The sequence below is a fragment of the Kribbella sp. NPDC023972 genome, from assembly GCF_040639075.1.
Classification (GTDB): domain Bacteria; phylum Actinomycetota; class Actinomycetes; order Propionibacteriales; family Kribbellaceae; genus Kribbella.
Map to the genome: position 1 here is coordinate 638,363 of NZ_JBEZZH010000003.1, position 26,554 is coordinate 664,916.

Consider the following 26,554-nt stretch of genomic DNA (forward strand, 5'->3'; position numbering starts at 1 on the left):
GGTTCTACCGTCGAGCCATGGTTCAAACCGATCGCCAAGCCGGTCAAGGCTTAGTTGCTTCCGCTCGCCGGGCCGGTCGAGCTCTGAGTGATTCCGAGGACGGTCGAGCTGTGGGTGGTTCCGGTCGCCGGGCGGGTCGCGCTCTGAGTGATTCCGGTGGGCGGGACGGTCGGGCTCTGGGTAGTCCCGGTCGTCCGCGCCGGTGGCCGGCGTACGGGATGGCGGTGCTGATGCTCGGGTACGCCGCCGGGAAGGCTGCGTTCGCGGTCCAGGCGCGGCTTGGGTTCCCCGGTGGTCCGCCGGTGTCGGCGGCGGAGAACGCGAGCTACTTTCTCGACCCGGCGCTGGCGCAGTGGCTCGCATGCGCATCAGGAGTGCTGGGTGCAGGGATCGCTGTCGCCACAGTCACCGCGATGGGCCGCGGCGTACCCAGGATGGCGATGCTGGTCGTGCTCGCTGTAATGACACTGGCTGTCGTGGGCGGCGGCGGAGTCATGGCCGTGGACGGGTTCGTCGGGATCGGTGTGGGCTGGCAGTGGTACCACGGCGTGGTCGGGGTCGTCGCCGTCGCCTTGTCTGTGGAGATGTTCCGGTCGTACGTACTGGCGACACGCCGTGGCGTGGACTGATCGGGCGCGGGTCGGCGGCTACGGCGCCGCCGTCCTTTCAGCGGTCTACGGGTCGATGAAGCTCGCCCAGGCCTTGGGCGCCAACGCACTGGCCGACAAGGACCCGCTACCTCCCGAGCTTCGCGAGCGACTGCTCGCACGTGACCCGCTCTTCGTGGCCAGCCACTGGGTATTGGCTTGTGTCGCAGCAACAGGCGTCGTTGTCGCGCTGGCCTCGGTCCGCTCGTGGGGTACGGCGGTTCCACGCCGGCTCCTGGTGGCTTTGGCGTGGACCTTGGGGATCGTCATGATTGCCCGATCGGTCGGAGTCGTGGGGTTCGGCTTCGTCGGTGATGCGTTGCTGCTGACCGGACTACGGCCGCCGCCGGAGGAGTACGCCGTACTGGCTCGAGACCTCGCGTGGTGGGACCTGCTGTTGTGGTCGCCGTTCTTCCTGCTCTGGGGTGCGTCCTGGGTGACGGCCGGGTGGCGGCTCGCGCGAAGTACCGAACGTGAGCGGTTGTGATCGGCGAGACATGGTGCTCGGGTGTGGTCGCCGGGGGATTGCCAGGGCGGTGCTTGCGGAGCAATGTGGGTTGCGACCGGTGGCGCCGCCGGGGCGCTGCCCTGAGGGCAAAGGGGGTGGATCGTGTACGCGCGTTCCACCACGATCAATGCCAAGCCGGGGTCGATCGACGCCGGCATCGCGCAGGTGCGTGACGAGGTCATGCCCATGATCCTGGAGATGGACGGCTGTATCGGGCTGTCCATGCTGGCCGACCGGGAGACGGGACGGTGCATCGCCACCAGCGCCTGGCAGTCGGAGGAGGCGATGCGGGCCACCGACGAACAGCTCCGCCCGATCCGGGAGCGGATCGCCGAGAGGATGGGTAGCGGCAGCCCGAAGACCGAGGAGTGGGAGATCGCAGTACTGCACCGTGACCACCGCTCAGGGGAGGGCGCCTGCGTTCGCGCCACCTGGGTAAAGGTCGACCCGGCGAACCTGGACCGGTCGATCGACGTCTACAAGATGGCGTCACTGCCCAGACTCGAGGATCTGGCCGGCTTCTGCAGCGCCAGTCTGCTGGTCGACCGCGCCTCCGGTCGCGCGGTCTCCTCCGTCACGTACGACAGCCAGGAGGCGATGGACAGCAACCGCGACGCCGCCGCCTCGATGCGTTCCTCCACCACCAAGGAAGCCGGCGCCGAGGTGCTTGACGTCTGCGAGTTCGAACTGGCGATCGCCCACCTCCGCGTGCCCGAACTCACCTGACCGTTCCCGCTCGCTCAGCACGGGCACCGCAGGTTCAGCACGGGCCGGTCGCTGAGGCATGGGCCTCACGTTCAGTACGGCCCGCACGATCAGTACGGCCCGGATCGCAAGGTCCGGGCCGTTTGTGCTGCTCTGTGCTGGCTGTGCACCTCAAGTGCCCCAGACGACGGGACCGGGGGGTGAGTGGTGGGGGTGCCGGGTCCGGGGGCTCGGGTGGTGGGGATGCCGAGGTCGGGAGCGTCGAGGTGTCGGGCCCTGGCGCTTGTGGTGGCAGTGCCGCACAGCAGGCCTCGACCTCGGCGGTTAGTCCATCGTGTCGAGGTGGGCTTCGAGCGCGTCGAGGCGGCTACGCCAGAGGTCGCGGTACGGCTCCAGCCAGGCGTCGATCTCGGCCAGTGGCGCCGGGCGGAGCCGGTACCACCGCCGTTGGGCGTCGGTCCGAACCTCCACGAGCCCGGCATCCCGCAGGACCTTCAGATGCTTCGACACCGCGGGCTGACTCAACGACAGCTCCTCGACCAGCTCGCCGACCGGCCGCTCGCCGCCCCGCAGCAGATCCAGGATCTCCCGCCGCCGCCCCTCCGCCAGCACCTCGAACGCACTTGCCATATCAGGAATATACGTCGCCGCCCGACTCAGAGGATGTGTCCGAACGTTGTCGTGAACGCTTCCTCGAAGAGCTTGCGCAGATCTGGGCTGCCGTCCTCGGCGGCCCAGCGGAGCAAGGCGATGTGGGCCACCCCGAGGCATGCGCTCGCCGCGGCACGAGCCTGAAACTCCAGCGCGGCGTCATCGGATCCGGCGCAGACCGCGGTGACGAGTGCCTCTTGGGTGGAGTACTGGCTGTCCAGGTGGCGAGCGCGGAGCGCCGGCGTCGAGATCATCAGTCGCAGCCGGGCGAGGTGGAACTCCTTGTCCGCAATGGCCTGTTCGTACGTGGCCGCGAGAGTCCGGCCGATGCGGACGACGAGCGGCTCGTCCGCCGGGATCTCTGGGAGGGCTGCGGCGGCCAGGTGGTCGAAATCGTCGTACAGGACAAGGTCTTCCTTGGTGGGGAAGTGCCGGTACACCGTCATCGCGGCAACTCCGGCCGCGGTGGCCACCTCGTCCACAGTGGTTGCGGCGTACCCGCGCTCCGTGAACAGCCGGACCGCCTGTCGCTGGATCGTCAGCCGCGTCTCGGCGCGACGACGCTCCCTCAGATTCATGTGATAGATACTAACATCATGAGAGTATCTAACATCAACGACAGGGTTGCACTGGTGACCGGGGCTTCGCGGGGCATCGGGCGTGCGATTGCGGAAGGGCTGGCCGCGGACGGGGTCGAGGTGGCTGTGCACTACAACAGCGACAAGGCCGGAGCCGAGGAGACGTTGGCACGGATCGGTCGTGGATTCCTGATCGGCGCGGAGCTCGGCGTACCCGGTGACGTCGACAACCTCGTCTCGCAACTCGAGGCCGGATTGGCCGGCCGGCCGCTGGACATCCTGGTCAACAACGCCGCTGCGGCGCCGGCCGGACCGATCGAGACCGACACCGTGGACGCGTTCGATCGGCTGTTCGCAGTCAATGTCCGGGCGCCGTACTTCCTGATCCAGCGTGTGCTGCCGTTGCTGCGGGACGGTGGCCGGATCATCTCGATCTCCTCCGTGGCCACCCGGATGGCGAACCCGACCCAGACGTCCTTCGCCATGACCAAAGCCGCCCTCGAATCGATGACATTCACCCTCGCCCAGTCCCTGGGCGCCCGCGGTATCACCGTCAACGCAGTCGCGCCCGGCGCAACCAGAACCGACGCAAACGCGCCGCTGTTCGACACGCCCGGCCTGACCAACGCGATCACAGCCCTAACAGCCCAGGACCGTCTCGGCCGGGCCGAGGACATCGCCGTTCAGGTGATCCCGTACTCGGCCTGCCGCGGTGCTGGAGATCGGCTCGCGGCGTCGACGCCTGGATCGCATCCGTGCAGTCAGTGATGTTCCGCCCACGCGCGACGTGCGGACGCAGGGACACTCGGCGCCCCCGACCTGATCCCCCCGAAGTCCCGCGGCACCAGCCGACGACGCGCAGGTCTTAGTTGGTGAGGTAGGTGACGACGGCTTTGATTCTGCGGTTGTAACCGGGGGTGTGGGTGAGGCCTAGTTTGTCGAAGATGGCGTTGGCGTGTTTCTCGACGGCGCTGGACGAGATGAACAGGCGTTCGGCGATGCCGGTGTTGTTGTGGCCCTCCGCCATGATCGCGAGGACTTCGCGTTCGCGGGCAGTGAGTTTCAGCAGCGGGTCGGTGTGCGTGGTGCGGGACAGGAGCTGGCGAACCACCTCCGGGTCCAGGGCGACACCACCGGAGCCGACGCGCTCGAGCGCCTCCAGGAACTCCTCGACGCGCATCACCCGGTCCTTCAGCAGATAGCCGATCCGGTCTTGCCCGGAGGTGATCAGCTCACTCGCATACGACCTCTCGACGTACTGCGACAACACGAGAACACCCACCGACGGCCACGTCTCCCGAATCGTCAGAGCTGCACGTAGTCCTTCGTCGGTGTGAGTTGGCGGCATGCGTACGTCGACGCACACGACATCAGGCAGGACGCCCTCGTCGGCCCCCGCCCGCACGGCCGCAACCAATGCATCTCCGTCCCCAACCGCGGCCAGCACCTCGTGACCTTCCTCAACCAGCAGGCGCACCAGCCCTTCCCGGAGCAGAGTCGAGTCCTCAGCCAGGATTACCCGCATGGCACCTCCGCAGGGTTGTTTCTCGGTTGGCCGGCCGGGAAGGCCTGTGGGTTCAGGTGCATGAGGACTCCGGATAGGAAGGTCGAGCCCCAGGCCAGCTGCCTGCGCATGTGGGCTCCGCTGCAGTGGCGCCCCCGGACCCCATCGCATTTGATGGGTGGACTTGCGGCTGTTTGCCGGGGAGGACGGGGCGGGCATGGTCCGGGTGGGAGGTTCGGGTCCTGTGCCTGGATCGGGCGCGTGGGGGCTCCGGCGGCGTGGGGCGCCTTGGGGTGTGGGAAGGCGGGGGTCAGGGGCATGGGAGCTCCGCGTGGATGGTGGTGGGGCCGCCGGGTGGGCTGGTGATGGTTAGGTGGCCGTCGCTGGCGGCTACTCGGCCGGCTAGCCCGGTGAGGCCGCGGCCGTGGGGGTCGGCGCCGCCCTGGCCGTCGTCGGTGACGGTGACCAGGATGAATGCGTCCTTGCGGTCTTGCGTGGCGTCGCCGCTTGTCGTCAGCTCTGGCTGGGCGGTGGCGGGCGGCGTACTGGTGAGAGTGACGTCGATGTGGGTGGCGTTGGAGTGTTTGGTGGCGTTGGTCAGGGCTTCGGAGATGACGAAGTACGCCGCTGTCTCGATACCTGGTGGCGGGCGGTCGGGGAGGTCGTAGGACAGTCGCACCGGGATGCTCGAGCGTTCGGCGAGTACGGCGATGACGTCGCGGAGGCCGAGTTGGTCGAGCACGGTGGGGTAGACGCGCCACGCGACGTCGCGGAGATCCGCGAGCGCCAACTCGGACTCCTCGTGCGCTTGGCGGACGAGTTCGGTGGCCTGCGCCGGGTCGCGGGTACGGCGGGCGCGGCTGAGGAGCAGGCCGAGGGCGACCAGGCGCTGCTGAACGCCGTCGTGTAGATCACGCTCGATCCGGCGACGCTCGTCGTTCACCACCTCGATCACCTCGGCGCGGCTCACGGTCAGCTCGGAGATCCGACGGGTGAGCGTCTCCTCGACGGACGGCACCAGATAGCGACGGGCCAGCCGGGCGTCCAGGTCGACGACGCCTAGGAGCCCCATCACATTCAGATAGAGCAGCAGGGCGCCGGGAATCGACGCCACCAGCAGTGTCGCGGTGCTGACCCGGCCGGCGCTCTCGATGAACCCCCAAGGGCCGTTCAGAGCCCAGGCACTGACCATCGTCCCCGCGACGACCAGCCCGAACATCAGCAACAGCACCACGAGGCCGCCCAGGCCGCCGATCGCCCAGCGTCTGAGGATGTAGACGTACGCCGAACGGTCGGAGTAGGGACCGAGGTCCTGGACGGTGTGGAAGGTGGCGAGGCGGCGCTGCTCCATCGCCGCAAGTTGCCGTGCGCAACGATGGACGAAGGCCTCAGTCGAACGCCGGGCCCGCGGTGTCGCGATGACCGGAACCAGTATCAGCGCCGACAACAGCACGAACAGCAGCTCGATCACAGCCGTGAGCGCGCCGGACATCAGACCCGCCAGGGTCGCGATGCTCCGTCGTACGAGGCCGTGTCGTTGCTGCATGCCCGCAAGAGTAATGGGCACAGGGCATGAAGAAACTGTGGTTTTCCGCAGTTCTGTACTGTGGAAAATCCGCAGAAAAGACGGCGGTTGACCTCAGTGTGCGGACCGGTTCCGCGGGCCTACCGTCGTCGGCATGCTCACGACGAATCAGGTGATGATGACCGCGCTGCAGGCGACGCACGAACCGACTGGAGGGGTGGCTGGATGGGCGATCGGTCTGATGGAGAAGCTCGGTGCACCGGGCGCCGGGGTCGCGGTAGCGCTGGAGAACCTGTTCCCGCCTCTGCCCAGTGAGGTGATCCTGCCGCTGGCCGGATTCGCCGCCAGCCGCGGTGATCTCGGTCTCGTCAGCGCGATTGTGTGGACCACCGTCGGGTCGATCGTCGGTGCGCTCGCCCTGTACGGCGTGGGCGCTGGGCTGGGCCGTGATCGGGTCAGGGCGCTGGCGGGGAAGCTGCCGCTGGTCAAGGTGGAGGACGTCGACAAGGCCGAGGACTGGTTCTACCGGCACGGGCCGAAGGCGGTGTTCATCGGCAGGTTGGTGCCGGTGGTGCGAAGTCTGATCTCGGTGCCGGCCGGGGTGGAACGCATGTCCGTGCCACTGTTCTTGATGCTGACGGCCATCGGCAGTGGGATCTGGAACTCGGCGTTGATCATCGCGGGGTACCAGTTCGGGGAGCGGTGGCACGTGGTCGAGTCATCGGTGGGCGTCTTCCAATGGCTCGTGATCGCGGGTGCGGTGGCGGCTGTGGTGTGGTTCGTCGTTGTCAAGGTTCGGGCCAGCCGTTCGGAATCTGAGAAAGTCAAGTAAGACGCTCGACTTTGGCTACGCTCGATCCATCACTGCCGAGCTCAGGAGATGGGTCAGATGCCCTCAGTCGCGTTCGAACCGCAGGTTGTGCCGGATCCGCCGGTGTGGCCGCAGTCTGTCGTCACCGTGGTGGGCAACCCCAAGGCGGGTTCGCGGACGGCGGCGGCAGCCGCGTCCGTTGCCGAACTGCTCGCGTCCGAGCTCGGTACGCCGTACCGGATGGATGAGCTGGTTGACTTGGTGACGTTCGCGCCGGCGATCTTTCAGGGGGAGCACGCGGGGGAGGCTGAGCGGGCGGCGCTGGAGAGTGCGATCGATCTGGTCTCGTCGGCGTCTGTGCTGGTGGTGGGAACGCCTGTTTACAAGGGCAGTTATACCGGGCTGGTGAAGAGCTTCCTGGATGTGTTGCCGCCGCAGGCGTTGTCGGGGGCGGTGGTTGTGCCGGTCACGGTGTCCGCGGCGCCCAGCCACAAGCTGCTGGCGGATCAGCATCTGCGGCCGGTGCTGGCGGAGTTGGGGGCGAGTGTGCCGGTGCCGGGGCTGGTCCTGGAGGAGCGGGATCTCGAGGATCTGCAGTTGGTCCTGGCCGGGTGGATCCGCGCCAACGCGGGCATCGTCCAGGCCACCACGATCGCTCTCCAGCCTGTCGCAGAACCAATCCCGGCCCGCTGACCATCCGCCGGCCTGCCTGCACGGCGTGCGTCGCGGTACCGCTGCAGGATGTCTGCCGAGAGCTGCGGGAGTTTGCTACGAGACATGTGCTGCGGGGGTCTGCGCAAGACGTGCGCTGCGGGAGGCGTGTGCTGCGGGACGTGTGTGGCGAGGCGTCAGGGAGTTGAGGGTGATCGGTAGCGCAGGGGTGGGGCGTGTGGGGGGCCGCGAGAGGTTCCTTTGCTGCGGTGCTTGGAGAAAGAGGTAGGTGGGTGCCCTGGTGGAGGGCACCCACCTAGCGGTTAGTCGGTGGGGGTGGGATGGGTGGGGGAGCGGCGGAGGGTGGTGGTGGCGGGAAGGAGGGTTGAGGTGAAGGTCAGGAGGCCTGCGGCGCCGATGATCAGTAGGAAGATCCAGAGGGGGCCGGTGGGTAGAGGGCTCGTGGAGACGGCGGCTGAGAAGGGGATCAGGCAGGCTAGGGCTACCAGAGTGCCTAGGGTGATGCCGGTCAGCCAGATCAGGGTGCTTTCGGCGGTGAGCATGCGGAGGACCTGGGCCCGGGTGGAGCCGGTGAGGCGTTGGAGGGCGAACTCGCGCCGCCGGCGCAGTGTGGTCGAGACGAGGGTGTTGACGACCGAGACGGCGGTGTAGGCGATCAGCATGCCGACGAGCATGTAGTTGATCCAGGCCTGTGTCTGCAGGTCTTCCGCGTTCGCGGCGACCAGTGCCTCCCGGTCGGCGAGCTGTACGCCGGGGTGCTTGGCAGCAAGAGCTGCGAGGGCCGGACGTACGTCGGAACCGGGCGCCGAGCGGACCAGGACCTGCTTGGTCAGCCCGTCAGTCGTGTGAGCGGCGACCAGCGAAGCGGGCAGGATGATCGATTCATAGCCACGTTCAGCCGCGAATGTCGCGACCACCCGCAGCTTGGCCGGCGTACCGTCACCCAATGTCATGCCGATCTCCGACCCGACTCCGCGGTCGAGCTTCTGAGCGACGTACTCCGGCAGCGCCACCGTCGACCCGGTCAGGCCGAGAAGTGATCCACTCGTCGACCGGACCGGCGCCGTACCGTTCGCGTCCTGGGCGTCCACGCCGAGCAGAGGAGCGCCGTCCTCGTCGAAGGGCGCGTTGCGCGGCTCGTCGATGACGCCCGCACTGCGGACGAACGCCGAAGCACTCGCCACGCCGGGCATGGCTCGCACCTGGTCGAGCAGCGACGACGGCAGACCGGCGGACGAGACCAGTACGGCGTCCGCGCGCAGATCCCGGGTGAACGCTTCGGAGGCGGCGTGCACCTGCGTGGTCTGCATGTAGAGGTTGGCGGTCGAGATGCCGACGGCAAGCATCACCGGCATCACGGCGGCCGACATCGCCACCGAGCGCGCCGAGACGTTGCGGATCGCGAGCCGTCCGTTGATCCGGGTCAGCGCCTGCATCGGCCAGCGCCACAGCATCAGCACAAGCTTCGTCCAGAAGGGCCCGAGCAAGGCGACACCGATCGCCCAGCAGAGGATCGACGGGCCGGCGGTCGCACCGGCGAGCGGGCCCGTCATCACCGTCGCGGTGACGATCAGCAGAGCCAGACCGCCGCCGAGGAACAGCAGGCCGAACAGCAGCCGCACCCAGCTGAACCACTTCCGCTGCAGCGACGCCTCCATCAGCGCCTCGACCGGCCGGATCTTGGCCGACTTGCGAGCCGCGAGCAGGGCGGCGCCGATGGCCGCTAGTACGGCGGCTCCCGCACCGGCAGCGAACGGGATCCAGCCCTGGGAGAACTCGACAACCGGCGAAGCGACACCATGCGAGCCGAGCTGGTCGAAGAGGAAGCGACCGAGGAAGACAGCGGGTACGGCGCCCAGCAGCACGGCCGGGAGTGACACGAGCAGGGCCTCGCCGAGGATCATCCGGCGTACCTGACCCGGCGTCGTACCGATGCCGCGGAGGAGAGCGAACTCACGTTGGCGGTGCTGTGCCGCCAGGGCCAGCGTGGAAGCGACCACGAACATCATCGTCATCGTCGCGATTCCGCCGAACGAGCCGGCGATCGAGATCAACGCCACGCGCTGCGACTCACCGCCTGGGTGCTCGGCCAGTCCGCGATCGATCCCGGTGCGGACGGTGAGACCCGCGTCGAGCGCCGCGATGCGGTCCTTCACCGCCTCCACATCGGTGCCAGGGGCAACCAGTACGCCGACGTCCGCGAACCGCGTCGGATGGTCGACGATCCGCGCCGCGTCGCGATCGGAGAAGAGGGCGTGACCGGCCGGCCCGTCCGCCAGACCGCTGACGGTGAAGGTCGCGGGCTCACCCTTGATCAGGAAGGTGACCTGATCACCGACCCGCGCGCCGGTGGTGACGACCTCGCCGACCCGAGGAGCGCGCCCCGAGGTCAGGCGGTACGGCGCGAGCGCTGCACTGGACCAGTTGTGGCCTTCGGTAACGCCCGGTCCAGAGGCTGCGAAGGTGTAGTCGCCGACAACGGCCGAAACTCCTTCCACAGAACGAATCCTGGCCACTGTCGAAGCCGGGACGCCGACGCGCTCGGGCAGCGGAGTCGCCTCGTCGGCGCCTGGCCGCAGATGCGACTGATTGCCGGTGACAACGATCGGGGCGGCGGCCAGTCGTTGCGGCGCGACGTTGGAGCGGATGCCGGTTTCCATCAGCCCGCCGCAGGCCATCACGATCGCGGTGCCGAAGACGACCGCGACGAAGGTGGCGACGAAACCGCCCTTGCGGAACCTTAGAGTGCGGACGGCCAGGCGCATCATCGGGCCACCGCCGATGGGAACTGGCGGCCGGCGCGGGCCAGGTCGGCGACGCGGGCCGCGCGGGTGACGGCGTCCCGGCGGGCGCGAGCGCCCAGGTGGGTCATGCGGTCCGCGACCTCTTCGGCGGTCGGGGCGGTCAGGCTGCCCGCGAGTACGCCGTCGGCGAGGAAGACGACCTGGTCGGCGTACGAGGCGGCGACCGGGTCGTGGGTGACCATGACGACTGTCTGGCCCTGGGTGCGGACCGGTTCACGCAGGAGTTCGAGGACGTCCGCGGCGGTCTGGGTGTCGAGGGCGCCGGTGGGCTCGTCGGCGAAGATCACCGCCGGCCGCGCGACCAGAGCGCGGGCGATGGCGACGCGCTGCTGCTGGCCGCCGGAGAGCTCGCCGGGCCGGTGCTGGTGGCGGCCGTCGAGGCCGACCCGGTCGAGCACCTCGCGGACCGCGGCGCGATTGACGCGGCGGCCGTCGAGCTCCTGCGGGAGGCAGACGTTCTGCCAGACGGTCAAGGTGGGCAGCAGGTTGAACGACTGGAAGACGAAACCGATCCGGTCGCGGCGCAGTTCGGTGAGTTTGCGCTCGTTCAGCTCGGCCAGCGGCTGACCGTCGATGAGCACGCTGCCGGACGTGGGGCGATCCAGGCCGGCCGCACAGTGCAGGAACGTGCTCTTGCCCGAGCCGGACGGACCCATCACCGCGGTGAACGTTCCGGCGGAGAAGTTGATGGAGATGCCGTCGAGGGCGGTGACGGCGTTCGCGCCACGGCCGTAGACCCGTCGTACGTCGTGCAGGACGACCGAGTGCTCGGTCCCGCCGAATGATTCCTGCCACCGTCGCGTCTTCTTCTTCATGCGCAAGACGCTACGGAGCGCAGGCGGTGGCTCCCATGGTGCTGGACCGCCGCCGATGGTGGACGAAAGTCCACCTACGGCCCGAGCAGCGCCCGCAGGCCGGCGGTGTACGTGTCGGGAGAGACGTCGCCGATCAGCAGGCGCTGGAGCAGGAAGCCGGGAAGGAAGCCGAAGAGCACCTGGGCGATGTAGCGAGGGTCGACCGAGCTGTCCACCGTGCCGTCGGCCTGGGCGCGCCTGGCCACCGCCTCGAAGTGACCGCGAACCAGGCTGTACTTGCTCTGCGCGGTCGCCATGATCGCTGGATTGCGCAGCGCCTCGGCCCAGGCCTGGATCGCGACCCGGGTGACGTCGCCGCCGGGGCGCTCCGCGATCGCGACGATGTGGTTCAGCGCGGCTTCCAGGGCGGCGAGAGGCGTGAGCGGCTTCTCGGTCGCGAGGATCTTCTCGAAGAGTTCGTCGATCGTGCTCAGTGCTTCCTCGGCGATGGCCGCGACGATCTCCTCCTTGCTCTTGAAGTACCCGTACACCGCACCCGCGGACAGGCCGGACTCCCGGATCACGTCGGCCATCGTCGTCTTGTGGAAGCCCTGCTCGATCACGCACAGGCGAGCGGCCGCGACGATCTGCTCGCGGCGGGCCAGGCGATGTTCCTCAGTGACCTTCGGCATGTTCGGAACATAAAACGAATGTCCGTTCTTGACAAGTCGCCGCCTCTCGCGTCACGCTCGGAATCATAAAGAACGATCATTCGGTTTTCTGGAACAAGGAGTCCATCTCATGTCCGTTCAGTCGGCCGGGCAGCACCCCGAGCACACGCCCGAACATGCCGCAGACACCCGTCAGGGGCCGCCGCTGGTCGCCGTCATCACGCTGCTGACCGCCCTGCTCACCGTGTTGCTGATCGCGTTCGCCTGGCCGGCCGCGCGATCCGAACCGCGCGACGTCCCGCTCGCCGTCGTCGGCCCCGAGCCGGCCGTCGCCCAGGTCGAACAAGGGCTCGAGCGGGCGATGCCCGGTGGGTTCGAGCTCACTGCCGTACCGGATCGGGCCGCCGCGGTGCAGAAGATCGAGGATCGGGACGCGTACGGCGCCATCGTGATCGATCCGCAGCAGCCCGAGGTGCTGACCGCGTCGGCCGGCGGTCCGGCGGTTGCGCAGATACTGACGCAGTTGTCGACGCGGCTGTCGCCCGAGGCTCCGGCCAAGGTGACGGACGTCGTACCGCTGCCGGCGGACGATCCGCGGGGTGCCGGGCTCGCCGCAGGTGCCCTCCCGTTGGTCCTCGGCGGGATCATCGCGGCCGCGTTGCTGACCCAGTTGGTACGGAGTGGGGCGAAGCGGATGGCCGGCGCGGTGACATTCGCGATCACGGGCGGTCTCGCCTTGGCCGCCGTACTGCAGTTCTGGCTCGGATCGTTCGAGGGCAGCTACCTCGCCAACTCGGGTGTCATCGCGCTGTCGATCGCGGCGGTCAGTCTCACGCTGCTGGGTCTGGAGTGGTTGTTCGGGCGGGTGGGTCTCGCGGTCGGTTCGGCTGTGATGATGCTGCTCGGCAATCCGCTGTCGGGCCTGGCGAGTGCACCCGAGATGCTGCCGAGCGGGTGGGGCGCGCTGGGGCAGCTGCTTCCGCCGGGTGCCGCGGGTACGGCGCTTCGTTCGGTGAGCTTCTTCGACGGAGCCGGAGCGGCGGGGCCCCTCGTCGTACTGAGTTGCTGGCTGCTCGCCGGCCTCACGCTGTGTGGTCTCGGTGCCGTCAGGTCGCAGCGCGTCGTACAGCCTCGTCACGAAGCGAAGCCCGTCACTGTCTGAATGTCATGACAACGCGGTGACCGGATCGTTATCTTCCGGTCACCGCGTCAGCACGTTCCGACGGCGACAACGTTGTCTGTCAAGCATTGACTTCGGTGGTCCTGGCCTCCTACGGTCGCGAGAAAGCCCAGCGGCATTGGGTCGGGATACGGGATGACAACGATTGCCCGAAGGTGGACGTGATGGTGACAAGGAAACGTTTCAAAGCGGTAGCCGCAGTGAGTGCGCTGCTGCTCGCGGTCTCGGCCTGCAGCCAGGGATCGACGACCAAGGAGCCGGCGGCGGGCGGCTCGCAGAGCGCCGGTCCGGCGAACATCAAGATCGCGTACCAGCAATGGGGCCCGGGCACGGTGATGAAGAACTTCCTCACCGGCGTCAAGGCCGAGTACGAATCGGCCAACCCCGGATCGAAGGTCGAGATCCTGCCCATCGTGGCCAGTGAGAACGACTACTACACCAAGCTCCAGCTGATGATGCGCTCGCCGAACACCGCGCCGGACGTGGTCTACGAGGACACGTTCCTGATCAACTCCGACATCACCGCGGGCTACCTGCGGCCGCTCGACGACTACATCAAGGACTGGCCGGACTGGAGCCAGTTCGAGGACACCGCCAAGGGCGCGGCGAAGGCGCTGGACGGCAAGACGTACGGCATCCCGGACGGGACCGACACCCGGGCGCTCTGGTACAACAAGCAGTTGTTCGCCAAGGCCGGGTTGCCCGCCGACTGGCAGCCCAAGGCCTGGGACGAGGTGCTCACCGCCGCGCGCGCCATCAAGCAGAAGGTCCCCGGCGTCATCCCGCTGAACGTGTACTCCGGGAAGCCGATGGGTGAGGCCTCGGCCATGCAGGGCTTCGAGATGCTGCTCTACGGCACCAAGGACACGCTCTACAACCACGACCAGCAGAAGTGGGTCGTCGGCAGCCAGGGATTCAAGGACTCGCTGAACTTCATCAAGACGATCTACAGCGAGGGCCTCGCGCCGACGCCGAAACAGGCGCTGGACCCGAACATGGGCAGCAAGGTCGGCACCGAGCTGCTGCCCGGCGGCAAGCTGGCGATCGCGCTGGACGGCTCCTGGATCTACGGCAACTGGCAGAAGACCGGCGCGAAGCCGTGGCCGCAGTGGACCGAGGTGCTCGGCCAGACCGCGATGCCGAGCCAGGACGGTGGCGGTAAGGGCAAGGTCAGCCTGTCCGGCGGCTGGACCTGGGCGATCCCGGCCAAGTCGAAGAACCCGGACGCGGCCTGGAACCTGATCAAGACCCTGCAGACGCAGAAGAACGCGACCAAGTACGCCACCGAGGGTGCGCAGATCGCGGTCCGCAAGGACGTCGCCTCCGACGCCGGGTACAAGTCGTCCGCGAAGAGCACGCAGTTCTTCACCGACCTGGTCTCCGTGACCGTGTACCGGCCGGCGTTCGCCGAGTACCCGAAGGTCTCCAACGAGATCATCACCGCGATGGAGGCGGTGATGACCGGGCAGTCGTCACCGGACGAGGCCGCGAAGAACTACGACGAAGCCGTCGAAGGCATCGTCGGCAAGGACAAGACGACCAGCGACAGCGGCGGCCAGTAGCCCCGGTGTCCACTAGCCCCCGGCTGACGAAGGAACTGCCCCTGTGACGACGACAGTCGCCCCCGCCGCGGCCAAGCCCGCTCCGTCCGGCAAGAAGTCCGGGCCGAGCGGGCGGCCGCGAGGCGCCAAACTGGTCCGGATGTTGCCGCTGACACCGGCGATCGGACTGATGCTGGTCTTCCTGGCCGGCCCGATCATCTACTGCGTGTACGCCGCGTTCACCAACATGGCGCTCACCGGCACCGGTGCCGCCGAGGTGAGGTTCGTCGGCCTGGACAACTTCCGCAAGGCCTTCGGCAGCGGCGCGTTCACCAACGCGATCTGGCTGACCCTGGTGTTCACGCTGATCTCCGCGATCATCGGCCAGAACACCCTCGGGCTCGGCCTGGCGCTGCTGATGCGCAAGTCCACCAAGGCGGTCCGCAACTTCGTCGGTACGGCGGTGATCGGAGCCTGGGTGCTGCCCGAAGTCGTCGCGGCGTACCTGCTCAGCGCCTTCTTCAACGAGGACGGCACGCTGAACGTGATGCTGCACGCGGTCGGCCTGCCCGGCCAGGACTGGTTGTACGCGGCACCGATCATCGCGGTCTCGCTGGCCAACATCTGGCGTGGTACGGCGTTCTCGATGCTGGTGTACTCCGCCGCGTTGAGCGAGATACCGAAGGAGATCGAGGAGTCGGCCGAGATGGACGGCGCGCGCGGCGGCCGGCGGTTGCTGTTCGTCACGCTGCCGATGATCAGCCGGGCGATCATGACCAACCTGATGCTGATCACGCTGCAGACGCTGAGCGTGTTCGGCCTCATCTACGCGATGACCCGCGGCGGTCCGGGCACGAAGAGCCAGACGCTGCCGCTGTACATGTACGAGCAGGCGTTCAGCTTCTCCCAGATCGGCTACGGTACGGCGATCGCACTGGTGATGCTGGCAATCGGCGCGGTGTTCTCGCTGATCTACCTGCGTGGACTGAGTTCGGAGGCCGCATGATAGCCCGGGACAAGATCAGCAAGCTGACGGCCAACCTGATTCTGCTGGGGATCGGTGTGCTGTTCGTGCTGCCGCTGCTGTGGGTGCTGTTCGCGTCGATCAACCGCACCGCCGGGCTGCGGGTGGAGTTCCCGACGAGTCCCACCCTGGGCAACTTCAAGGCGGTGCTGAACACTGATACGACGTACCGGCCGGTGCTCAACGGCGTTGTGCTGTGTGGTGGTGCCGCACTGCTCACGATGATCTGCTCGGTGCTGGCGGCGTACCCGCTGTCCCGGTTCAAGTCGAAGTTCAACCGGCCGTTCCTGCTCACCGTGCTGTTCTGCACCGGGTTGCCGATCACCGCGGTGATGGTGCCGGTGTACGGCCTGTTCGTGCAGCTCAACCTGGTCGACACGCTCGGCGGCACGATCATGTTCATGGCGACCAGTTCGCTGCCGTTCTCGATCTGGCTGACCAAGACGTTCATGGACGGCGTACCGATCTCGCTCGAGGAGGCCGCCTGGGTGGACGGCGCCGGCAGCATGCAGGCACTCCGCCGGATCGTGCTGCCGCTGATGTGGCCGGGGATCGCGGTGGTGCTGATCTTCACCTTCATCGGCATGTGGGGCAACTTCTTCGTCCCGTTCATGCTCCTGCTGTCACCGGAACGGTTGCCGGCCTCGGTCAGCATCTTCACCTTCTTCGGCCAGTACGGCGAACCCAACTACGGCCAGCTGGCGGCGTACTCCCTCATCTACACCACACCCGTTTTGCTGCTCTATCTCCTGCTGAGCAAGAAACTCGGCGGCGCCTTCGCCCTCGGCGGCGCCATCAAGGGCTGACAGGGGTTGGGCGCCCGGTAGCTCGAGGTGCGCCGAGTCGTCGATTCTGGTTGGGAAAATCGGGCTCCGACTGACCAAAGTTGACGACTCGGCGCAGGTGCCGAGCTGCTTGGGTCCGGCGGGGTGGGTTTCGGGGAGTGAGTGTTCGGCGTACGGTCTGTGACCATGGGTGGTGTGGTTGCCCGGGGACGGATCGGGTTCAGCGCGGGGCGCGGCCCCGTGGCGCTCGTGGTGCTCGTCGTCGGGGTGGCCGCGGCGGTGCTCGCGGTCGGGCGGGAGCTGGTGTTCGGGTATCAGAGCCCGGCCGCACACCTCGTGCTCGAGACCGTCGACGCCTGCGTAGCGCTGCTGCTCGCTTACCTCGTCTATGGGCGGTTCCGGCGTAGCAATGCCTGGCAGGATCTGCTGCTGTTGCAGGGGCTTGCGCTGCTCGGTACTGCGAACGCACTGCTCAGCGCCACGCTCGTGGCGACCGATCCAGTAGGCCCTGTCGGCTTGTGGCTGCCGCCGTGCCTGCGGGTCGTCGGGGCGCTGCTGATCGCCGCATCCGCCCTGGTCCCAGGCCGCAAAGCTCGTCATCGCGGCTGGCGGGATTGGGCACTCGTGCCGGTCATTGCGTTTGTAGCACTGCTCGGTGCGGTGTTGTCCTGGCGGAGGGACTCGCTCCCGCAGGCTGCGCTGACCGGCGACGCGGGGTTCACCTCCACTACGAGCGGGCACCCGGCATTGCTGGTCCCCCAGATCCTGACGCTCACCTGTTTCTCCGTGGCCGCGGTGGCGTTCACCATCCAGTCGCGAAGTCGAGACGACGTACTGCTGCGCTGGCTGGGGCCGGCCTGCGCGTTGGCTGCGTTCGCGCGGCTGAACTACCTGATCTTTCCTGCCGATCACGCTGACTGGTTGTACAGCGGCGACGTCCTGCGCACCGGTTCCTATCTCCTCCTGCTCGTCGCCGCGGGCCGGGAGATCAGCAGACACTGGGCCGCGCAGGCCGAGGCCGCGGTGGCGGAGGACAGGCGACGGCTGGCCCGTGAGATGCACGACGGCGTACTGCAGGAGCTCAGCTACATCCGCGCCGAGATCAAGGCCTTCACGGTCGCCGACCGACCACGGGTCGAGCGCGTCCTCGGAGCCAGCGAACGCGCGCTCGACGAGGCGCGGCAGCTGCTGGAAGCACTCGGCCGGCCGGACGACGAGCCGTTCGGTCTCGTGCTGCACCGCGCCGTCGAACAGGTGGCACAGCGGTACGGCGTCGCGCTCGACCTGGAGCTGGACGAATCGATCGTGGTCGACCGGCACCAGCGGCACGCGCTGGTCCGAATCGCCCGGGAAGCGGTGCTGAACGCCGTACGTCATGGCAGGGTGGAACGGATCAGGCTCGAGCTGGGCCGCGACGCCGAAGGGAGTTATCTGCGGGTGGCCGACGACGGGGCCGGTTTCGACCCGGGGGCGCGGCAGACCGGCTTCGGGCTGATCAGTATGCGGGAGCGTGCGGTGGCTCTGCCCGGGACGTTCGAGATCAGCTCACGGCCAAGCACGGGGACGACGGTGATGATCAGGTGGTGAACGCGGAACCGCTTCGGGTCGTGATGGCGGACGACCATCCACGGCTACGGGCGCACATCCGGCGGTCCCTGGAGGTGGGCGGCTTCGAGGTGTGCGCTGAGGCTTCCAGCGGGCCGGAGGCTGTCCGGTTCACGCAGGAGCACCAGCCGGACGTCGTACTGCTCGACATCCACATGCCGGGCGGCGGGATCCGGGCCGCGGCAGAGATCTCCCGGCTGTTACCGGAGATCGCGATCGTGATGCTCACCGTCTCCCGTGACGACAGCGATCTGTTCGACTCACTCCGGGCCGGGGCGTCCGGCTACCTGCTCAAGGACACCGACCCCGAGCGGCTGCCGGCCGCGCTGCGCGGGGTGCTGTCCGGCGAGGCGGCGATCCCGCGGACGCTGGTGGCGCGCATCCTGGACGAGTTCCGGATGCCCGGCCAGCGGCGGCTGGGCCGGCGATCGACGGCGACCGGGTTGCTGACGTCGCGCGAATGGGAGGTGATGGGCCTGCTCGGTGAAGGGCTGAGCACCGACGACGTCGCCAAGCGCCTCTTCCTCTCACCGACCACAGTCCGGGTGCACATCTCGTCCGTACTGCGCAAGCTTCGCGTCAAGGACCGCCAGGCGGCCATCGACCTGCTGCGCGACGACCGGTCGTGACGACGTGGACCGATCGCGCGGGCGGCTCCCCCTCCCCGCCACCCGCACGACCGGTCTGCTTCTCCCCGAAGACCTACTTCCGCAGGTCGAACTGCGCTGAGACCGAACCGGTGAAGCTGCTGTCCGAGACGGTGACCTTGTAGGTGCCCGCCGTCAGTGCGGCGCCGGTGTGCTGGCTGAGCTTGGTCGACAGGTTGTAGATGTACAGCGTGTCCGACCAACGCATCTGCAGTCCGTTGGTGGCCGCGACCTCGAGCGCGGTCTCGTTCGGCGTGCCATCGGGCATGGCGTCGAGCTTGAACAGCGCGACGGTCGGGTTCAGCGTCGAGACGGCGGCCCCGTCGCAACCGGTCACCGTGATCTTGACCGGGATCGTGCTGCCGAGCTTGAACACGCTCCGGGTTCCGGTGGAGTTGATCGGCTGCAGGATCGCGCTCGGCGTGTTCTTGGTGGCGAATGTCGCGGTGGCCGCGTCGTTGCCGCCGTCGTCGTCCGTGACCGAGACACCGATCGTGTAGGTGCCGTTCGCGCCGTACGTGTGGGTGCCGGCGACCGAGGCGGTGGCCGGGTCGACAGCCGTCGTACCACTGTCACCCCATGAGATGGCGGCGCTGTGGGTGTCGGCCGTGCCGGGGTCGGTGAACGGTGCGTTGACGGAGACCGAGCAGGCGCTGGTCCTCGTCACGGTGACCGGGCCGACCGATGGCGCCACGTTCGAGGCCGTCCAGTCGAACGTCGCGGTCGCGGCGGCGTGCTCGCCGTCGGTGGCCTGCACGACCACGCTGCCGCTGGCGTCGTCGGTCGTGCTGTGCGACCAGGACCAGGTGCCGTTGCCGTTGTCGGTGACGGCACCGGCGCCGGTCACCTGGCTGACCGTCAGAGTCTGGTTGCCATCGGCATCGGTAAAGGAGCCGGTCGTGGTCAGCGCCGATCCTTCGTCGCCGTTCTCGTCGGCCGGCGCGGCGCCTGCCGCCGGGGCGTAGGAGTTCGCGTCGCAGGCGTTGCCGAGGGCGTCGCCGTCCGCGTTCGCCTGGTTGGCGTTGGCGACCGCCGGGCAGTTGTCGGACGCGTCCGGTACGCCGTCGTCGTCGGCATCGGTGTCGACGACCACGGGGGTCGTCACGTCGATGGGGATCTGGACGTTGTTGTTGAAGTCACCGGAACCGGTGGTGTTGGTGGTGATCGTCGCGGTCACGGTGCCGTCGACCGCGCCGGCTGCCGCGGTGAAGCTGACGGTCTTGAAGTTGTTGCAGTCGGTGAAGGTCAGCGAGGCCGGCGAGGCGGTCACGCCGGCCGGGGTGACGAAGGTGATGACGAACTGCTCGCCCTCATTGATGTTGCAGCCGTCGGCGCCGGTCGCGACCACCTTGACCTGGGCCGATCCGGTCGACGCCGGGTCGCCGGCGACCAGCGACAGACTGGCGGTGCCCTCGATCGTGTCGTTGATGTTGTCGGCGTGCGCGATGCCACCGACGGTGAGTGCGGCAGCAGCGGCGATTGCCGTCCCCAGAGCCGCTCGTCGCGCAAGCGTGCCGTACTTGGTCATGTGTTGCCTCCCGTAATTGATGTGCACCCCTCCGCGCACACCAGTTGCGGTAACGCTAGGTAACAATCGTCGGCCCGGCCAGGGACAAAGGACCTTTTGAGCGTTCAAACATCTAAACGCTCGAGGCCGCACCGGACGCCCGGACCATCACAACTGGGCGCGACGGTTGGACTTGCGCGGAGGGACGGCGGTTCGGACGCAGTTGTGGTGGGCTGGCAGTTCGGTGGTTACCGGTGGTGACGGTATGTAAGCGGGGCGCGGTGGGCAACGGCACGGGATGGTCACGATGCGCAGTGCGAGGGCTGCCCCTTCGGACCGGGTTTCGCTACCTTTGGGTATTGGTCCCTCGATTTGCAGGAGGCTCCGTGAAGATCAACGACGTACTGCGCGGCAAGGGCAACCAGGTCGTCACCATCTCCCCAGAAGCCACAGTCACCGAACTGCTCGCCCTGCTGGCCGACCACAACATCGGTGCCGTCGTGGTGAGCCCGGACGGGTCGTCGGTGGCCGGGATCGTCTCCGAGCGCGACGTGGTCCGGCTCTGGAACGGCACGCCGGACGCGGGTGACGTCCGGGTCAGCTCGATCATGACGACCGACGTCGCCACCTGCGGTCCGGATGACCACATCGACAACCTGATGCGACTGATGACCGATCGCCGCATCCGGCACGTTCCGGTCGTCGTCGATGGTTCGCTGACCGGTTTGGTCAGCATCGGCGACGTGGTCAAGTCCCGGATCGGCGAGCTCGAGTTCGAGCGCGAGCAACTGTCGAACTACATCACCAGGTAATTCACGGCGCAGTCGCGGCCCGGGGTCTAGAGTCCGTCCATGGAACCGACACGTCCCTCGGACGGACACCCCGGTACGCCGTCCTCGGGGCAACCTCCGTACGGCGGCGCACCCCAGCAGCCGGGCCAGCAGTACGGCGGACAACCCCAGCAGCCGGGTCAGCCGCCGAACCCGGGACCGCAGTTCGGCGGGCAACCGCCGTACCCGGGTCAAGCGCCGTACCCAGGGCAAGCGCCGTACGCCGGTATGCCGCCGGTGCAGGGGATGCCGCACGGGCCGCAGTACCCCGGTCAGCCGCAGAAGACCAGCACCCCGGCGATCCTGTCGTTGGTCTTCGGGATCGTCGGGGCGATTCTGATCAGCGTCATCCTCGGGATCGTCGCGCTGAGCAAGATCAGCACCACCGGCCAGAAGGGCAAGGGCTTGGCCATCGCCGGGCTGGCGGTCTCCGGCCTCTGGCTGGTCGGCCTGGTGGTGGGGATCGCGGTCTTCGGCGACGGTGAGCCGGATCGGGACGCCTCCGGTCAGGTCACCACCACGCAGAACACCCGAGCGGACAAGCTCCGCGTCGGTGACTGCGTGAGCGAGATCAAGGAGGCCGCGGAGGTTCGCAATCTCGAGCTGGTGCCCTGTGACCAGCCGAACGGCGGGAAGGTGTTCGCCGTGTTCGACCTGCCGGCGGGGAAGTGGCCAGGGCTGACCGCCGTCCAGACGGCCGCGGAGAAGGGCTGCGTCGACCGGTGGGCGGCGACGGGCAAGCAGCTCGATGACGCGTCGGACATCATCTACCTGCACCCCATCGAAAATGGCTGGAGCCTCGGCGACCGGGGGACCACCTGCCTGGTCACGCCGAAGTAGCGAGGACCAGGACCACCATCCCGAGCAGGAAGAGCAGGCCGAGTCCGAGCAGGGCGGTCCCGATCAGGCCGCAGATCTGGCCGGCCTGGGCCATGCCGCGGTTGTTGTAGACGCCCGGTGACGCGTCGATCTCGGTGAGGGCCTGGCTGCCGAGCCACCAGGCGACCGGCGAGACGATCAGCAGGCCGGTGCAGAGCGCGATCGCGCCGAGGACGAGGGAGATGGTGGCTTGCGAGTGGTCCCGCAGGATGCCGTACGCCGGTTGATCCGGGAAGCCCGGCTGGAGCGGGTACGCCGGTGACCAGAAGGTGTGGGTGCGGTCGGTCGCATCCGTCGGCCGTTCGGTGAACGACATGGTCTGGCTCCTCCTCTGCTCAGTGTCCCCGGTCCTGAGCAGAGGAGGCCAGGCCGTCAGCTCAGTTCGATCAGGTCGCCCAGCGCCAGCTCGGTGAGCTGCGGCCGGACGTCCTTCGCTTCCCCTACGACGACGACCAGCAGGCCGTTGGTTCCGACGTACCGGCGGTAGGCCTCGGTGGCCTCGTCGGCGGTGGTCGCGGCGATCTGGGCGAGGTAGGTGTCGGCGAAGCCGATCGGTACGCCGTTCGCGATGTTGCTGCCGACCTGCTGGGCGACCGAGTCGGCCTGCTCGTACCGCAGCGGGGCGGTCCGGATCAGGCTGTCCTTCGCCTCCTGGACCTCCTGCTCGGTCAGCCCGTCGCGGGCCTCCCGGAGGATCCGGAGCGCGTCGCTGATCGCCGCGCCGGTCACCTCGGTGCGTACGGCGCCGCCGAGGCTGAACGTGCCGCCTTTGCGTGGCGCGGCGAAGCTCGTCCGCGTGCCGTAGGTGTAGCCCTTCTCCTCGCGCAGCACGGTGTCGACGCGGGAGGTGATCGTGCCGCCGACCACGTGGTTCGCGACCGCGGCCGCACCCCAGGCGGGATCGCGGCGGTCCGGACCGGCGCAGCCGATCAGGAGCTGGCTCTGCACGGACCCCGGCCGGTCGACCAGGACGACGCGGTCACCCGGCAGGTAGATCGGCTCGGGCCCCTCCAGCGCGGGGCCGGCCGCGGAGGTCCAGCCGCCGAACGCCTCGTCGATGATCCCGGCCACGTCCACGCCGGTCGCGTCACCCGCGAACAGGATCTGCGCCCGGCCCGGTCCGATGTTGTCGCGGTAGAACTCGGCCACCTGCACGTTGGTCAGCGGCCGGATCGTGTCCGGGGTGCCGGCGGTCGGCCGGGAGCGCCGGGTCGTCGGGTCGAACAGGTGCGCCGCGAATGCTTCGCGCGCCCGGTACCCGGCGTTCGCCCGCTCTTGGTTGATCTCGCCGAGCCGGATCGTCACGTGCCGGCCGACATCGGCCTGGTTGAACGCCGGCCGGGTGACCGCCTCGGCGAGCAGCTTCACGGCCGGGGCCAGGTGCGACACCGGCACCGAGATCTCCACGTGCAGCGCGTCCGAGCTGACGTCCACGCCGTACGCCGCTCCGTGCCGCTCCAGCGCGGCCGCGAAGTCGTTCGCCGATCGCAGCTCGGTGCCTTCGTCGAGGGTCCGGGACATGATCGTCGCGACGCCCTCGAGCTCGCGCGGTTCGGCCATCAGCGGCATCGCGATCGTCACCCGGACGGTGGCGACGTACTGGCCGGGGCGGTCGAAGACGTGCACCGGGGTCCCGGCGGCGGTCGTCGTCGTGGTCGCCGCGGGGAAGTTCCACGGGCGGGGCGCGCCGACGGCGGGTGGGATGGTCAGAAGCTGGCTCATGCGTCGTCTCCTGCCGTAGCGGTACGGCGGTAAGTCACCTGGGCGCGGCCGGACGCGCGGATCCACTGCGCGGCCGCGGCCTGCACCTGCGCGGCGGTGACCGCGCGGACCTGGTCGATCCGGGTGTTGATCCGGTTCGGGTCGCCGAACAGCAGCGCGTGGTGGGAGATCTCGTCGGCCCGCCCGGCGCAGGTCGCCAGCTGCTCCAGCCAGTCCCGCTCGGCCTGCGCCTGAACGGTGGCCAGCTCGTCCTCGGTGATCCCGCCCTCGGCCAGCTTCTCGATCTCCTCGAGCAGCGCGTCCTCGACCTTCTGCAGGTCCACGCCGTCGGAGGCGATCCCGGTCAGCGTGCCGAACGAGACCCCGCCGATCAGCGGCAGCGCGCCGCCGGAGACCGACTGGGCGATCTGCTCGTCGCGGACCAGCCGGCGATTCAGCCGGCCGCTCTGCCCGGCCGCGAGGATGTCGAGCGCGAGCCCGGCCGCGTCCAGCTCCGGCGTCCCGTCGACCGGCAGCCGGAACATCATCGTGATCAGGTCGGACGGTACGTCGGACACGACGTCGTCACGCACCACCTCGGTCAGCGGGCCGATCGTGCCGTCCGGGGCGGCGGGCGGCTGCGGGATGGCCGGCAGGTGGCCGAAGTACCGCTTCGCCGCGGCGAAGGCGTCCTCCTCGGAGACGTCGCCGACGATCGTGAGGACGGCGTTGTTCGGGCCGTAGTACGTACGGAAGAACGCGTGCACGTCCTCCACCGAGGCCGCGTCCAGGTCGGCCATCGAGCCGATCGTCATGTGCGCGTACGGGTGGTCGGCCGGGAAGGTGAGCTTGACCAGCCGCTCGTAGGAATCGCCGTACGGGCGGTTGTCGTAGCTCTGGCGCTTCTCCTCCTTGACCACGTCACGCTGGTTGTCCAGGTTCTCCTGGTTCACCGCGTCGAGCAGGTAGCCCATCCGGTCGGCCTCGAGCCACAGGGCCAGGTCGAGCCCGCCGCTGGGCAGCGACTCGAAATAGTTGGTCCGGTCGAAGAACGTGCTCGCGTTCAGGCTGGCGCCGGCCGTCTCCAGCAGGCTGAAGTGCTGACCGGACGCGACGTTGCGTGACCCCTGGAACATCAAGTGCTCGAACAGGTGCGCGAACCCGGTCAGCCCCGGCGGCTCGTGGCGTGAGCCGACGTCGTACCAGAGGTTCACGGCGACGATCGGGACGGCGCGGTCAGAGCTGACGACGACACGTAAGCCGTTGTCCAGCGTCTGCTCCGCGATGGGGTAGGTCAAGGGCATGCCAGCCACCCTACGTGGTCCGCGAATTCTCTGGGTGAGATGTCGATCTCGGCCCGGCTCGCGCATCGGAGTGGTAGATGCTGGATTCCGACCTGGATGCGAGAGGTGACTTCAGTGGGCAAGTACTTGGTGATGATCTACGACAACGAGGCGATGTGGGCCGACGCCGGTCCGGAGGTGGCGGAGGCGAACCACCAGCGGCACCAGGCGTTCGCCGCGGCCAACGGAGCTGCGCTGCGCGGCGGTGCGCAGCTGGGTGAGAGCAACACCGCGACGTCGATCCGCGCGGACGGCAACGGCGGGTACGTCGTCACCGACGGGACGTTCGTGGAGACCAAGGAGGTGATGGGCGGGTACTACCTCATCGAGGCGGCGGACCTCGACGAGGCGCTGGCGATCGCCAAGCAGGTCCCGGCCCCGATGGGCGGCGTCGAGGTCCGGCCCGTCGTCAACGGTGGCTGACGCCGTCACCCAGGCCGTGGCGGAGGCCCACTCGTCGGAGTGGGCCTTCGTCCTGGCCGCGACGGCTCGGGTCGCGGCCGACCTGGACCTGGCCGAGGACTGTGTGCAGGACGCCTACGCGCAGGCGCTGGTGCACTGGAAAGAGCAGGGCATACCGCGTCGTCCCGGTGCGTGGCTGACGACCGTGGCCACTCGCCGGGCGCTCGAGGTGCGCCGCCGGGCCGCGGTGGCCGAGCGGAAACTGCCGTTGCTCGTGCCGGATCCCGTCGACGACACCGGCGCCGAGGTGTTCCCGGACGACCGGTTGCGGCTGGTGTTCACCTGTTGCCATCCGGCGCTCGCGCAGGAGACGCAGATCGCGCTCACGCTGCGGCTGGTGTGTGGACTGTCGTCGGCGGAGATCGCGAAGGCGTTCCTGGTCAAGGAGACCGCGATGCAGGCCCGGATCACCCGGGCGAAACACAAGATCTCCCGGTCGGGGATCGCCTATCGCATCCCGCGGCTGACCGAGCTGCCGGAGCGCATCGACGCGGTGCTGGACGTCGTTCACCTGGTGTACACCGCGGGGCACACGGCAGCGGATGGCGCTGAGCTGACGCGGCCGGACCTGGCTCAGCGTGGGACCGATCTGGCGCGGATGGTGCGGCTGCTGCTGCCGGACAGCGGTGAGGCGACGGCGTTGCTGGCCCTGCTGTTGCTGACGCAGGCGCGGCAGTCCGCGCGGGTCGACGCTGCCGGGCAGTTGGTGCTGATGGAAGACCAGGACCGTTCTCTGTGGGACCGGTCGCTGATCTCCGAAGGGCTTGCACTGGTGCACGAGGCGTTGGGGTGGCCGGCCGGGCGCTTCGGTTTGATGGCGGCGATTGCTGCCGTGCATGCCGAGGCGGAGCGTTGGGAGGACACGGACTGGCAGGAGATCCTCGGGCTGTACGACCTCCTGCTCGCTCGCTGGCCGTCTCCTGTCATCGCTTTGAACCGGGTGGTGGCGCTCAGCTATGTCGAGGGCCCGAAGGCCGCGCTGGACGCCCTCACGTCATTGGCCGATGATCCCGCCCTCGCCACCTATCCGTACTTGGCGTCCACGCGGGCCGAGCTGCTTCGGCGTACCGGCAACTGGACGGAGGCTGTCGCCGCATACGAGGAGGCGCTGGCCTTCACCAGCAACGCGGTCGAAGCGGCCCACCTGGCAAGGAGAATCCAATAGAGCCTGGTACGGCGG

27 protein-coding genes are annotated in these 26,554 nt (G+C 68.4%); 16 read left to right on the forward strand and 11 right to left on the reverse strand.

The annotated features are described in order from the left end of the window. The first annotated feature begins 218 nt into the window (after positions 1 to 218). The 3 genes from AB0F43_RS16185 to AB0F43_RS16195 all read left to right on the forward strand — a co-directional run bounded on the left by AB0F43_RS16185 (position 219) and on the right by AB0F43_RS16195 (position 1,881). On the forward strand, positions 219 to 629 hold the full coding sequence (locus tag AB0F43_RS16185) for a hypothetical protein (RefSeq protein ID WP_360476314.1): 411 nt from the start codon (positions 219 to 221) through the stop codon (positions 627 to 629). Next, positions 616 to 1,134 carry a DUF3995 domain-containing protein gene (locus tag AB0F43_RS16190; RefSeq protein ID WP_360476317.1) on the forward strand — a complete coding sequence of 173 codons (519 nt, stop codon included), beginning with the start codon at positions 616 to 618 and terminating at the stop codon, positions 1,132 to 1,134. Before AB0F43_RS16185 ends, AB0F43_RS16190 begins: the two co-directional genes overlap by 14 nt. A gap of 123 nt (positions 1,135 to 1,257) precedes the next feature. Then, entirely contained in the window at positions 1,258 to 1,881 is a 624-nt protein-coding gene (locus tag AB0F43_RS16195) for an antibiotic biosynthesis monooxygenase (protein ID WP_360476320.1), read from the forward strand. Between the two features lie 303 nt (positions 1,882 to 2,184). Here AB0F43_RS16195 and AB0F43_RS16200 read toward each other — a convergent pair whose 3' ends face one another. Both AB0F43_RS16200 and AB0F43_RS16205 read right to left on the reverse strand, forming a co-directional pair. After that, positions 2,185 to 2,490, reverse strand: a complete 306-nt coding sequence (locus tag AB0F43_RS16200; protein ID WP_360476323.1) for a metalloregulator ArsR/SmtB family transcription factor — start codon at positions 2,488 to 2,490, stop codon at positions 2,185 to 2,187. 26 nt (positions 2,491 to 2,516) lie between these two features. Further along, the gene (locus AB0F43_RS16205) at positions 2,517 to 3,089 is read right to left on the reverse strand and encodes a TetR family transcriptional regulator (RefSeq protein ID WP_360476326.1); all 573 of its coding nucleotides are present in this window, start codon (positions 3,087 to 3,089) and stop codon (positions 2,517 to 2,519) included. 18 nt (positions 3,090 to 3,107) lie between these two features. On the opposite strand from AB0F43_RS16205, the gene AB0F43_RS16210 reads away from it, so the two are divergent. Then, positions 3,108 to 3,857 carry an SDR family oxidoreductase gene (locus tag AB0F43_RS16210; protein ID WP_360476329.1) on the forward strand — a complete coding sequence of 250 codons (750 nt, stop codon included), beginning with the start codon at positions 3,108 to 3,110 and terminating at the stop codon, positions 3,855 to 3,857. Between the two features lie 97 nt (positions 3,858 to 3,954). Here AB0F43_RS16210 and AB0F43_RS16215 read toward each other — a convergent pair whose 3' ends face one another. Beyond that, entirely contained in the window at positions 3,955 to 4,614 is a 660-nt protein-coding gene (locus AB0F43_RS16215; RefSeq protein ID WP_360476332.1) for a response regulator transcription factor, read from the reverse strand. A gap of 289 nt (positions 4,615 to 4,903) precedes the next feature. Next, entirely contained in the window at positions 4,904 to 6,139 is a 1,236-nt protein-coding gene (locus AB0F43_RS16220; RefSeq protein ID WP_360476335.1) for a histidine kinase, read from the reverse strand. 133 nt (positions 6,140 to 6,272) lie between these two features. Between AB0F43_RS16220 and AB0F43_RS16225 the strand changes: the two genes are divergently transcribed. Together AB0F43_RS16225 and AB0F43_RS16230 are read left to right on the forward strand one after the other, a co-directional pair. Beyond that, positions 6,273 to 6,950: a DedA family protein gene (locus AB0F43_RS16225; RefSeq protein ID WP_360476338.1), complete on the forward strand. Its 678-nt coding sequence runs from the start codon at positions 6,273 to 6,275 to the stop codon at positions 6,948 to 6,950. Between the two features lie 57 nt (positions 6,951 to 7,007). After that, positions 7,008 to 7,622 (forward strand): NAD(P)H-dependent oxidoreductase, encoded by a 615-nt coding sequence (locus AB0F43_RS16230; RefSeq protein WP_360476341.1) that lies wholly within the window; start codon positions 7,008 to 7,010, stop codon positions 7,620 to 7,622. A gap of 281 nt (positions 7,623 to 7,903) precedes the next feature. On the opposite strand, the gene AB0F43_RS16235 is transcribed toward AB0F43_RS16230, so the two are convergent. From AB0F43_RS16235 to AB0F43_RS16245, 3 genes are all read right to left on the reverse strand, one after another. Further along, a complete protein-coding gene (locus AB0F43_RS16235) occupies positions 7,904 to 10,369 on the reverse strand; it encodes an ABC transporter permease (RefSeq protein ID WP_360476344.1) in 2,466 nt (821 codons plus the stop codon). Next, the gene (locus AB0F43_RS16240; RefSeq protein WP_360476347.1) at positions 10,366 to 11,220 is read right to left on the reverse strand and encodes an ABC transporter ATP-binding protein; all 855 of its coding nucleotides are present in this window, start codon (positions 11,218 to 11,220) and stop codon (positions 10,366 to 10,368) included. Before AB0F43_RS16240 ends, AB0F43_RS16235 begins: the two co-directional genes overlap by 4 nt. Before the next feature lie 74 nt (positions 11,221 to 11,294). Next, the gene (locus tag AB0F43_RS16245) at positions 11,295 to 11,891 is read right to left on the reverse strand and encodes a TetR/AcrR family transcriptional regulator (protein ID WP_360476350.1); all 597 of its coding nucleotides are present in this window, start codon (positions 11,889 to 11,891) and stop codon (positions 11,295 to 11,297) included. Between the two features lie 109 nt (positions 11,892 to 12,000). Here AB0F43_RS16245 and AB0F43_RS16250 point away from each other — a divergent pair, with 109 nt between their 5' ends. From AB0F43_RS16250 to AB0F43_RS16275, 6 genes are all read left to right on the forward strand, one after another. Next, complete coding sequence (locus tag AB0F43_RS16250) at positions 12,001 to 13,032, forward strand: ABC transporter permease (protein WP_360476353.1); 1,032 nt, start codon at positions 12,001 to 12,003, stop codon at positions 13,030 to 13,032. Between the two features lie 182 nt (positions 13,033 to 13,214). Then, positions 13,215 to 14,612, forward strand: coding sequence for an extracellular solute-binding protein (locus AB0F43_RS16255; RefSeq protein ID WP_360476356.1), 1,398 nt, complete (start codon positions 13,215 to 13,217; stop codon positions 14,610 to 14,612). 43 nt (positions 14,613 to 14,655) lie between these two features. Further along, positions 14,656 to 15,597, forward strand: a complete 942-nt coding sequence (locus AB0F43_RS16260; RefSeq protein WP_360476359.1) for a sugar ABC transporter permease — start codon at positions 14,656 to 14,658, stop codon at positions 15,595 to 15,597. Continuing rightward, positions 15,594 to 16,421, forward strand: a complete 828-nt coding sequence (locus AB0F43_RS16265; RefSeq protein ID WP_360476362.1) for a carbohydrate ABC transporter permease — start codon at positions 15,594 to 15,596, stop codon at positions 16,419 to 16,421. Before AB0F43_RS16260 ends, AB0F43_RS16265 begins: the two co-directional genes overlap by 4 nt. Before the next feature lie 165 nt (positions 16,422 to 16,586). Beyond that, positions 16,587 to 17,987: an ATP-binding protein gene (locus AB0F43_RS16270; protein ID WP_360476365.1), complete on the forward strand. Its 1,401-nt coding sequence runs from the start codon at positions 16,587 to 16,589 to the stop codon at positions 17,985 to 17,987. Then, the gene (locus tag AB0F43_RS16275) at positions 17,984 to 18,634 is read left to right on the forward strand and encodes a response regulator transcription factor (RefSeq protein WP_360476368.1); all 651 of its coding nucleotides are present in this window, start codon (positions 17,984 to 17,986) and stop codon (positions 18,632 to 18,634) included. The genes AB0F43_RS16270 and AB0F43_RS16275 overlap by 4 nt, the downstream gene beginning before the upstream one ends. Positions 18,635 to 18,707: 73 nt before the next feature. Here AB0F43_RS16275 and AB0F43_RS16280 read toward each other — a convergent pair whose 3' ends face one another. Next, complete coding sequence (locus AB0F43_RS16280) at positions 18,708 to 20,180, reverse strand: PxKF domain-containing protein (protein ID WP_360476371.1); 1,473 nt, start codon at positions 20,178 to 20,180, stop codon at positions 18,708 to 18,710. 365 nt (positions 20,181 to 20,545) lie between these two features. Here AB0F43_RS16280 and AB0F43_RS16285 point away from each other — a divergent pair, with 365 nt between their 5' ends. Beyond that, the gene (locus AB0F43_RS16285; RefSeq protein WP_360476374.1) at positions 20,546 to 20,971 is read left to right on the forward strand and encodes a CBS domain-containing protein; all 426 of its coding nucleotides are present in this window, start codon (positions 20,546 to 20,548) and stop codon (positions 20,969 to 20,971) included. Between the two features lie 39 nt (positions 20,972 to 21,010). Further along, positions 21,011 to 21,829 (forward strand): DUF4190 domain-containing protein, encoded by an 819-nt coding sequence (locus tag AB0F43_RS16290; RefSeq protein WP_360476376.1) that lies wholly within the window; start codon positions 21,011 to 21,013, stop codon positions 21,827 to 21,829. Here AB0F43_RS16290 and AB0F43_RS16295 read toward each other — a convergent pair. From AB0F43_RS16295 to AB0F43_RS16305, 3 genes are read right to left on the reverse strand one after another with little or no spacing between them, the layout of a single operon-like run. Beyond that, entirely contained in the window at positions 21,816 to 22,184 is a 369-nt protein-coding gene (locus AB0F43_RS16295; RefSeq protein ID WP_360476379.1) for a DUF4190 domain-containing protein, read from the reverse strand. The two genes, AB0F43_RS16290 and AB0F43_RS16295, sit on opposite strands and share 14 nt — an antisense overlap. Positions 22,185 to 22,240: 56 nt before the next feature. Further along, positions 22,241 to 23,590: a pitrilysin family protein gene (locus tag AB0F43_RS16300; protein WP_360476381.1), complete on the reverse strand. Its 1,350-nt coding sequence runs from the start codon at positions 23,588 to 23,590 to the stop codon at positions 22,241 to 22,243. Then, on the reverse strand, positions 23,587 to 24,873 hold the full coding sequence (locus tag AB0F43_RS16305) for a pitrilysin family protein (RefSeq protein WP_360476384.1): 1,287 nt from the start codon (positions 24,871 to 24,873) through the stop codon (positions 23,587 to 23,589). The genes AB0F43_RS16300 and AB0F43_RS16305 overlap by 4 nt, the downstream gene beginning before the upstream one ends. Positions 24,874 to 24,987: 114 nt before the next feature. On the opposite strand from AB0F43_RS16305, the gene AB0F43_RS16310 reads away from it, so the two are divergent. Both AB0F43_RS16310 and AB0F43_RS16315 read left to right on the forward strand, forming a co-directional pair. Further along, positions 24,988 to 25,335 (forward strand): YciI family protein, encoded by a 348-nt coding sequence (locus tag AB0F43_RS16310; protein ID WP_360476387.1) that lies wholly within the window; start codon positions 24,988 to 24,990, stop codon positions 25,333 to 25,335. Continuing rightward, positions 25,328 to 26,539 (forward strand): DUF6596 domain-containing protein, encoded by a 1,212-nt coding sequence (locus AB0F43_RS16315; RefSeq protein ID WP_360476390.1) that lies wholly within the window; start codon positions 25,328 to 25,330, stop codon positions 26,537 to 26,539. The genes AB0F43_RS16310 and AB0F43_RS16315 overlap by 8 nt, the downstream gene beginning before the upstream one ends. Positions 26,540 to 26,554 lie beyond the last annotated feature (15 nt).

What these genes read in the sequence shown, in the direction of transcription:
- AB0F43_RS16185 (WP_360476314.1), top strand. Translation starts at nt 219, where the DNA reads ATGGCGGTGCTGATGCTCGGGTACGCCGCCGGGAAGGCTGCGTTCGCG.
- AB0F43_RS16200 (WP_360476323.1), bottom strand. Translation starts at nt 2,490, where the DNA reads ATGGCAAGTGCGTTCGAGGTGCTGGCGGAGGGGCGGCGGCGGGAGATC.
- AB0F43_RS16205 (WP_360476326.1), bottom strand. Translation starts at nt 3,089, where the DNA reads ATGAATCTGAGGGAGCGTCGTCGCGCCGAGACGCGGCTGACGATCCAG.
- AB0F43_RS16210 (WP_360476329.1), top strand. Translation starts at nt 3,108, where the DNA reads ATGAGAGTATCTAACATCAACGACAGGGTTGCACTGGTGACCGGGGCT.
- AB0F43_RS16215 (WP_360476332.1), bottom strand. Translation starts at nt 4,614, where the DNA reads ATGCGGGTAATCCTGGCTGAGGACTCGACTCTGCTCCGGGAAGGGCTG.
- AB0F43_RS16220 (WP_360476335.1), bottom strand. Translation starts at nt 6,139, where the DNA reads ATGCAGCAACGACACGGCCTCGTACGACGGAGCATCGCGACCCTGGCG.
- AB0F43_RS16225 (WP_360476338.1), top strand. Translation starts at nt 6,273, where the DNA reads ATGCTCACGACGAATCAGGTGATGATGACCGCGCTGCAGGCGACGCAC.
- AB0F43_RS16230 (WP_360476341.1), top strand. Translation starts at nt 7,008, where the DNA reads ATGCCCTCAGTCGCGTTCGAACCGCAGGTTGTGCCGGATCCGCCGGTG.
- AB0F43_RS16235 (WP_360476344.1), bottom strand. Translation starts at nt 10,369, where the DNA reads ATGATGCGCCTGGCCGTCCGCACTCTAAGGTTCCGCAAGGGCGGTTTC.
- AB0F43_RS16240 (WP_360476347.1), bottom strand. Translation starts at nt 11,220, where the DNA reads ATGAAGAAGAAGACGCGACGGTGGCAGGAATCATTCGGCGGGACCGAG.
- AB0F43_RS16245 (WP_360476350.1), bottom strand. Translation starts at nt 11,891, where the DNA reads ATGCCGAAGGTCACTGAGGAACATCGCCTGGCCCGCCGCGAGCAGATC.
- AB0F43_RS16250 (WP_360476353.1), top strand. Translation starts at nt 12,001, where the DNA reads ATGTCCGTTCAGTCGGCCGGGCAGCACCCCGAGCACACGCCCGAACAT.
- AB0F43_RS16255 (WP_360476356.1), top strand. Translation starts at nt 13,215, where the DNA reads ATGGTGACAAGGAAACGTTTCAAAGCGGTAGCCGCAGTGAGTGCGCTG.
- AB0F43_RS16265 (WP_360476362.1), top strand. Translation starts at nt 15,594, where the DNA reads ATGATAGCCCGGGACAAGATCAGCAAGCTGACGGCCAACCTGATTCTG.
- AB0F43_RS16270 (WP_360476365.1), top strand. Translation starts at nt 16,587, where the DNA reads ATGGGTGGTGTGGTTGCCCGGGGACGGATCGGGTTCAGCGCGGGGCGC.
- AB0F43_RS16280 (WP_360476371.1), bottom strand. Translation starts at nt 20,180, where the DNA reads ATGACCAAGTACGGCACGCTTGCGCGACGAGCGGCTCTGGGGACGGCA.
- AB0F43_RS16290 (WP_360476376.1), top strand. Translation starts at nt 21,011, where the DNA reads ATGGAACCGACACGTCCCTCGGACGGACACCCCGGTACGCCGTCCTCG.
- AB0F43_RS16295 (WP_360476379.1), bottom strand. Translation starts at nt 22,184, where the DNA reads ATGTCGTTCACCGAACGGCCGACGGATGCGACCGACCGCACCCACACC.
- AB0F43_RS16300 (WP_360476381.1), bottom strand. Translation starts at nt 23,590, where the DNA reads ATGAGCCAGCTTCTGACCATCCCACCCGCCGTCGGCGCGCCCCGCCCG.
- AB0F43_RS16305 (WP_360476384.1), bottom strand. Translation starts at nt 24,873, where the DNA reads ATGCCCTTGACCTACCCCATCGCGGAGCAGACGCTGGACAACGGCTTA.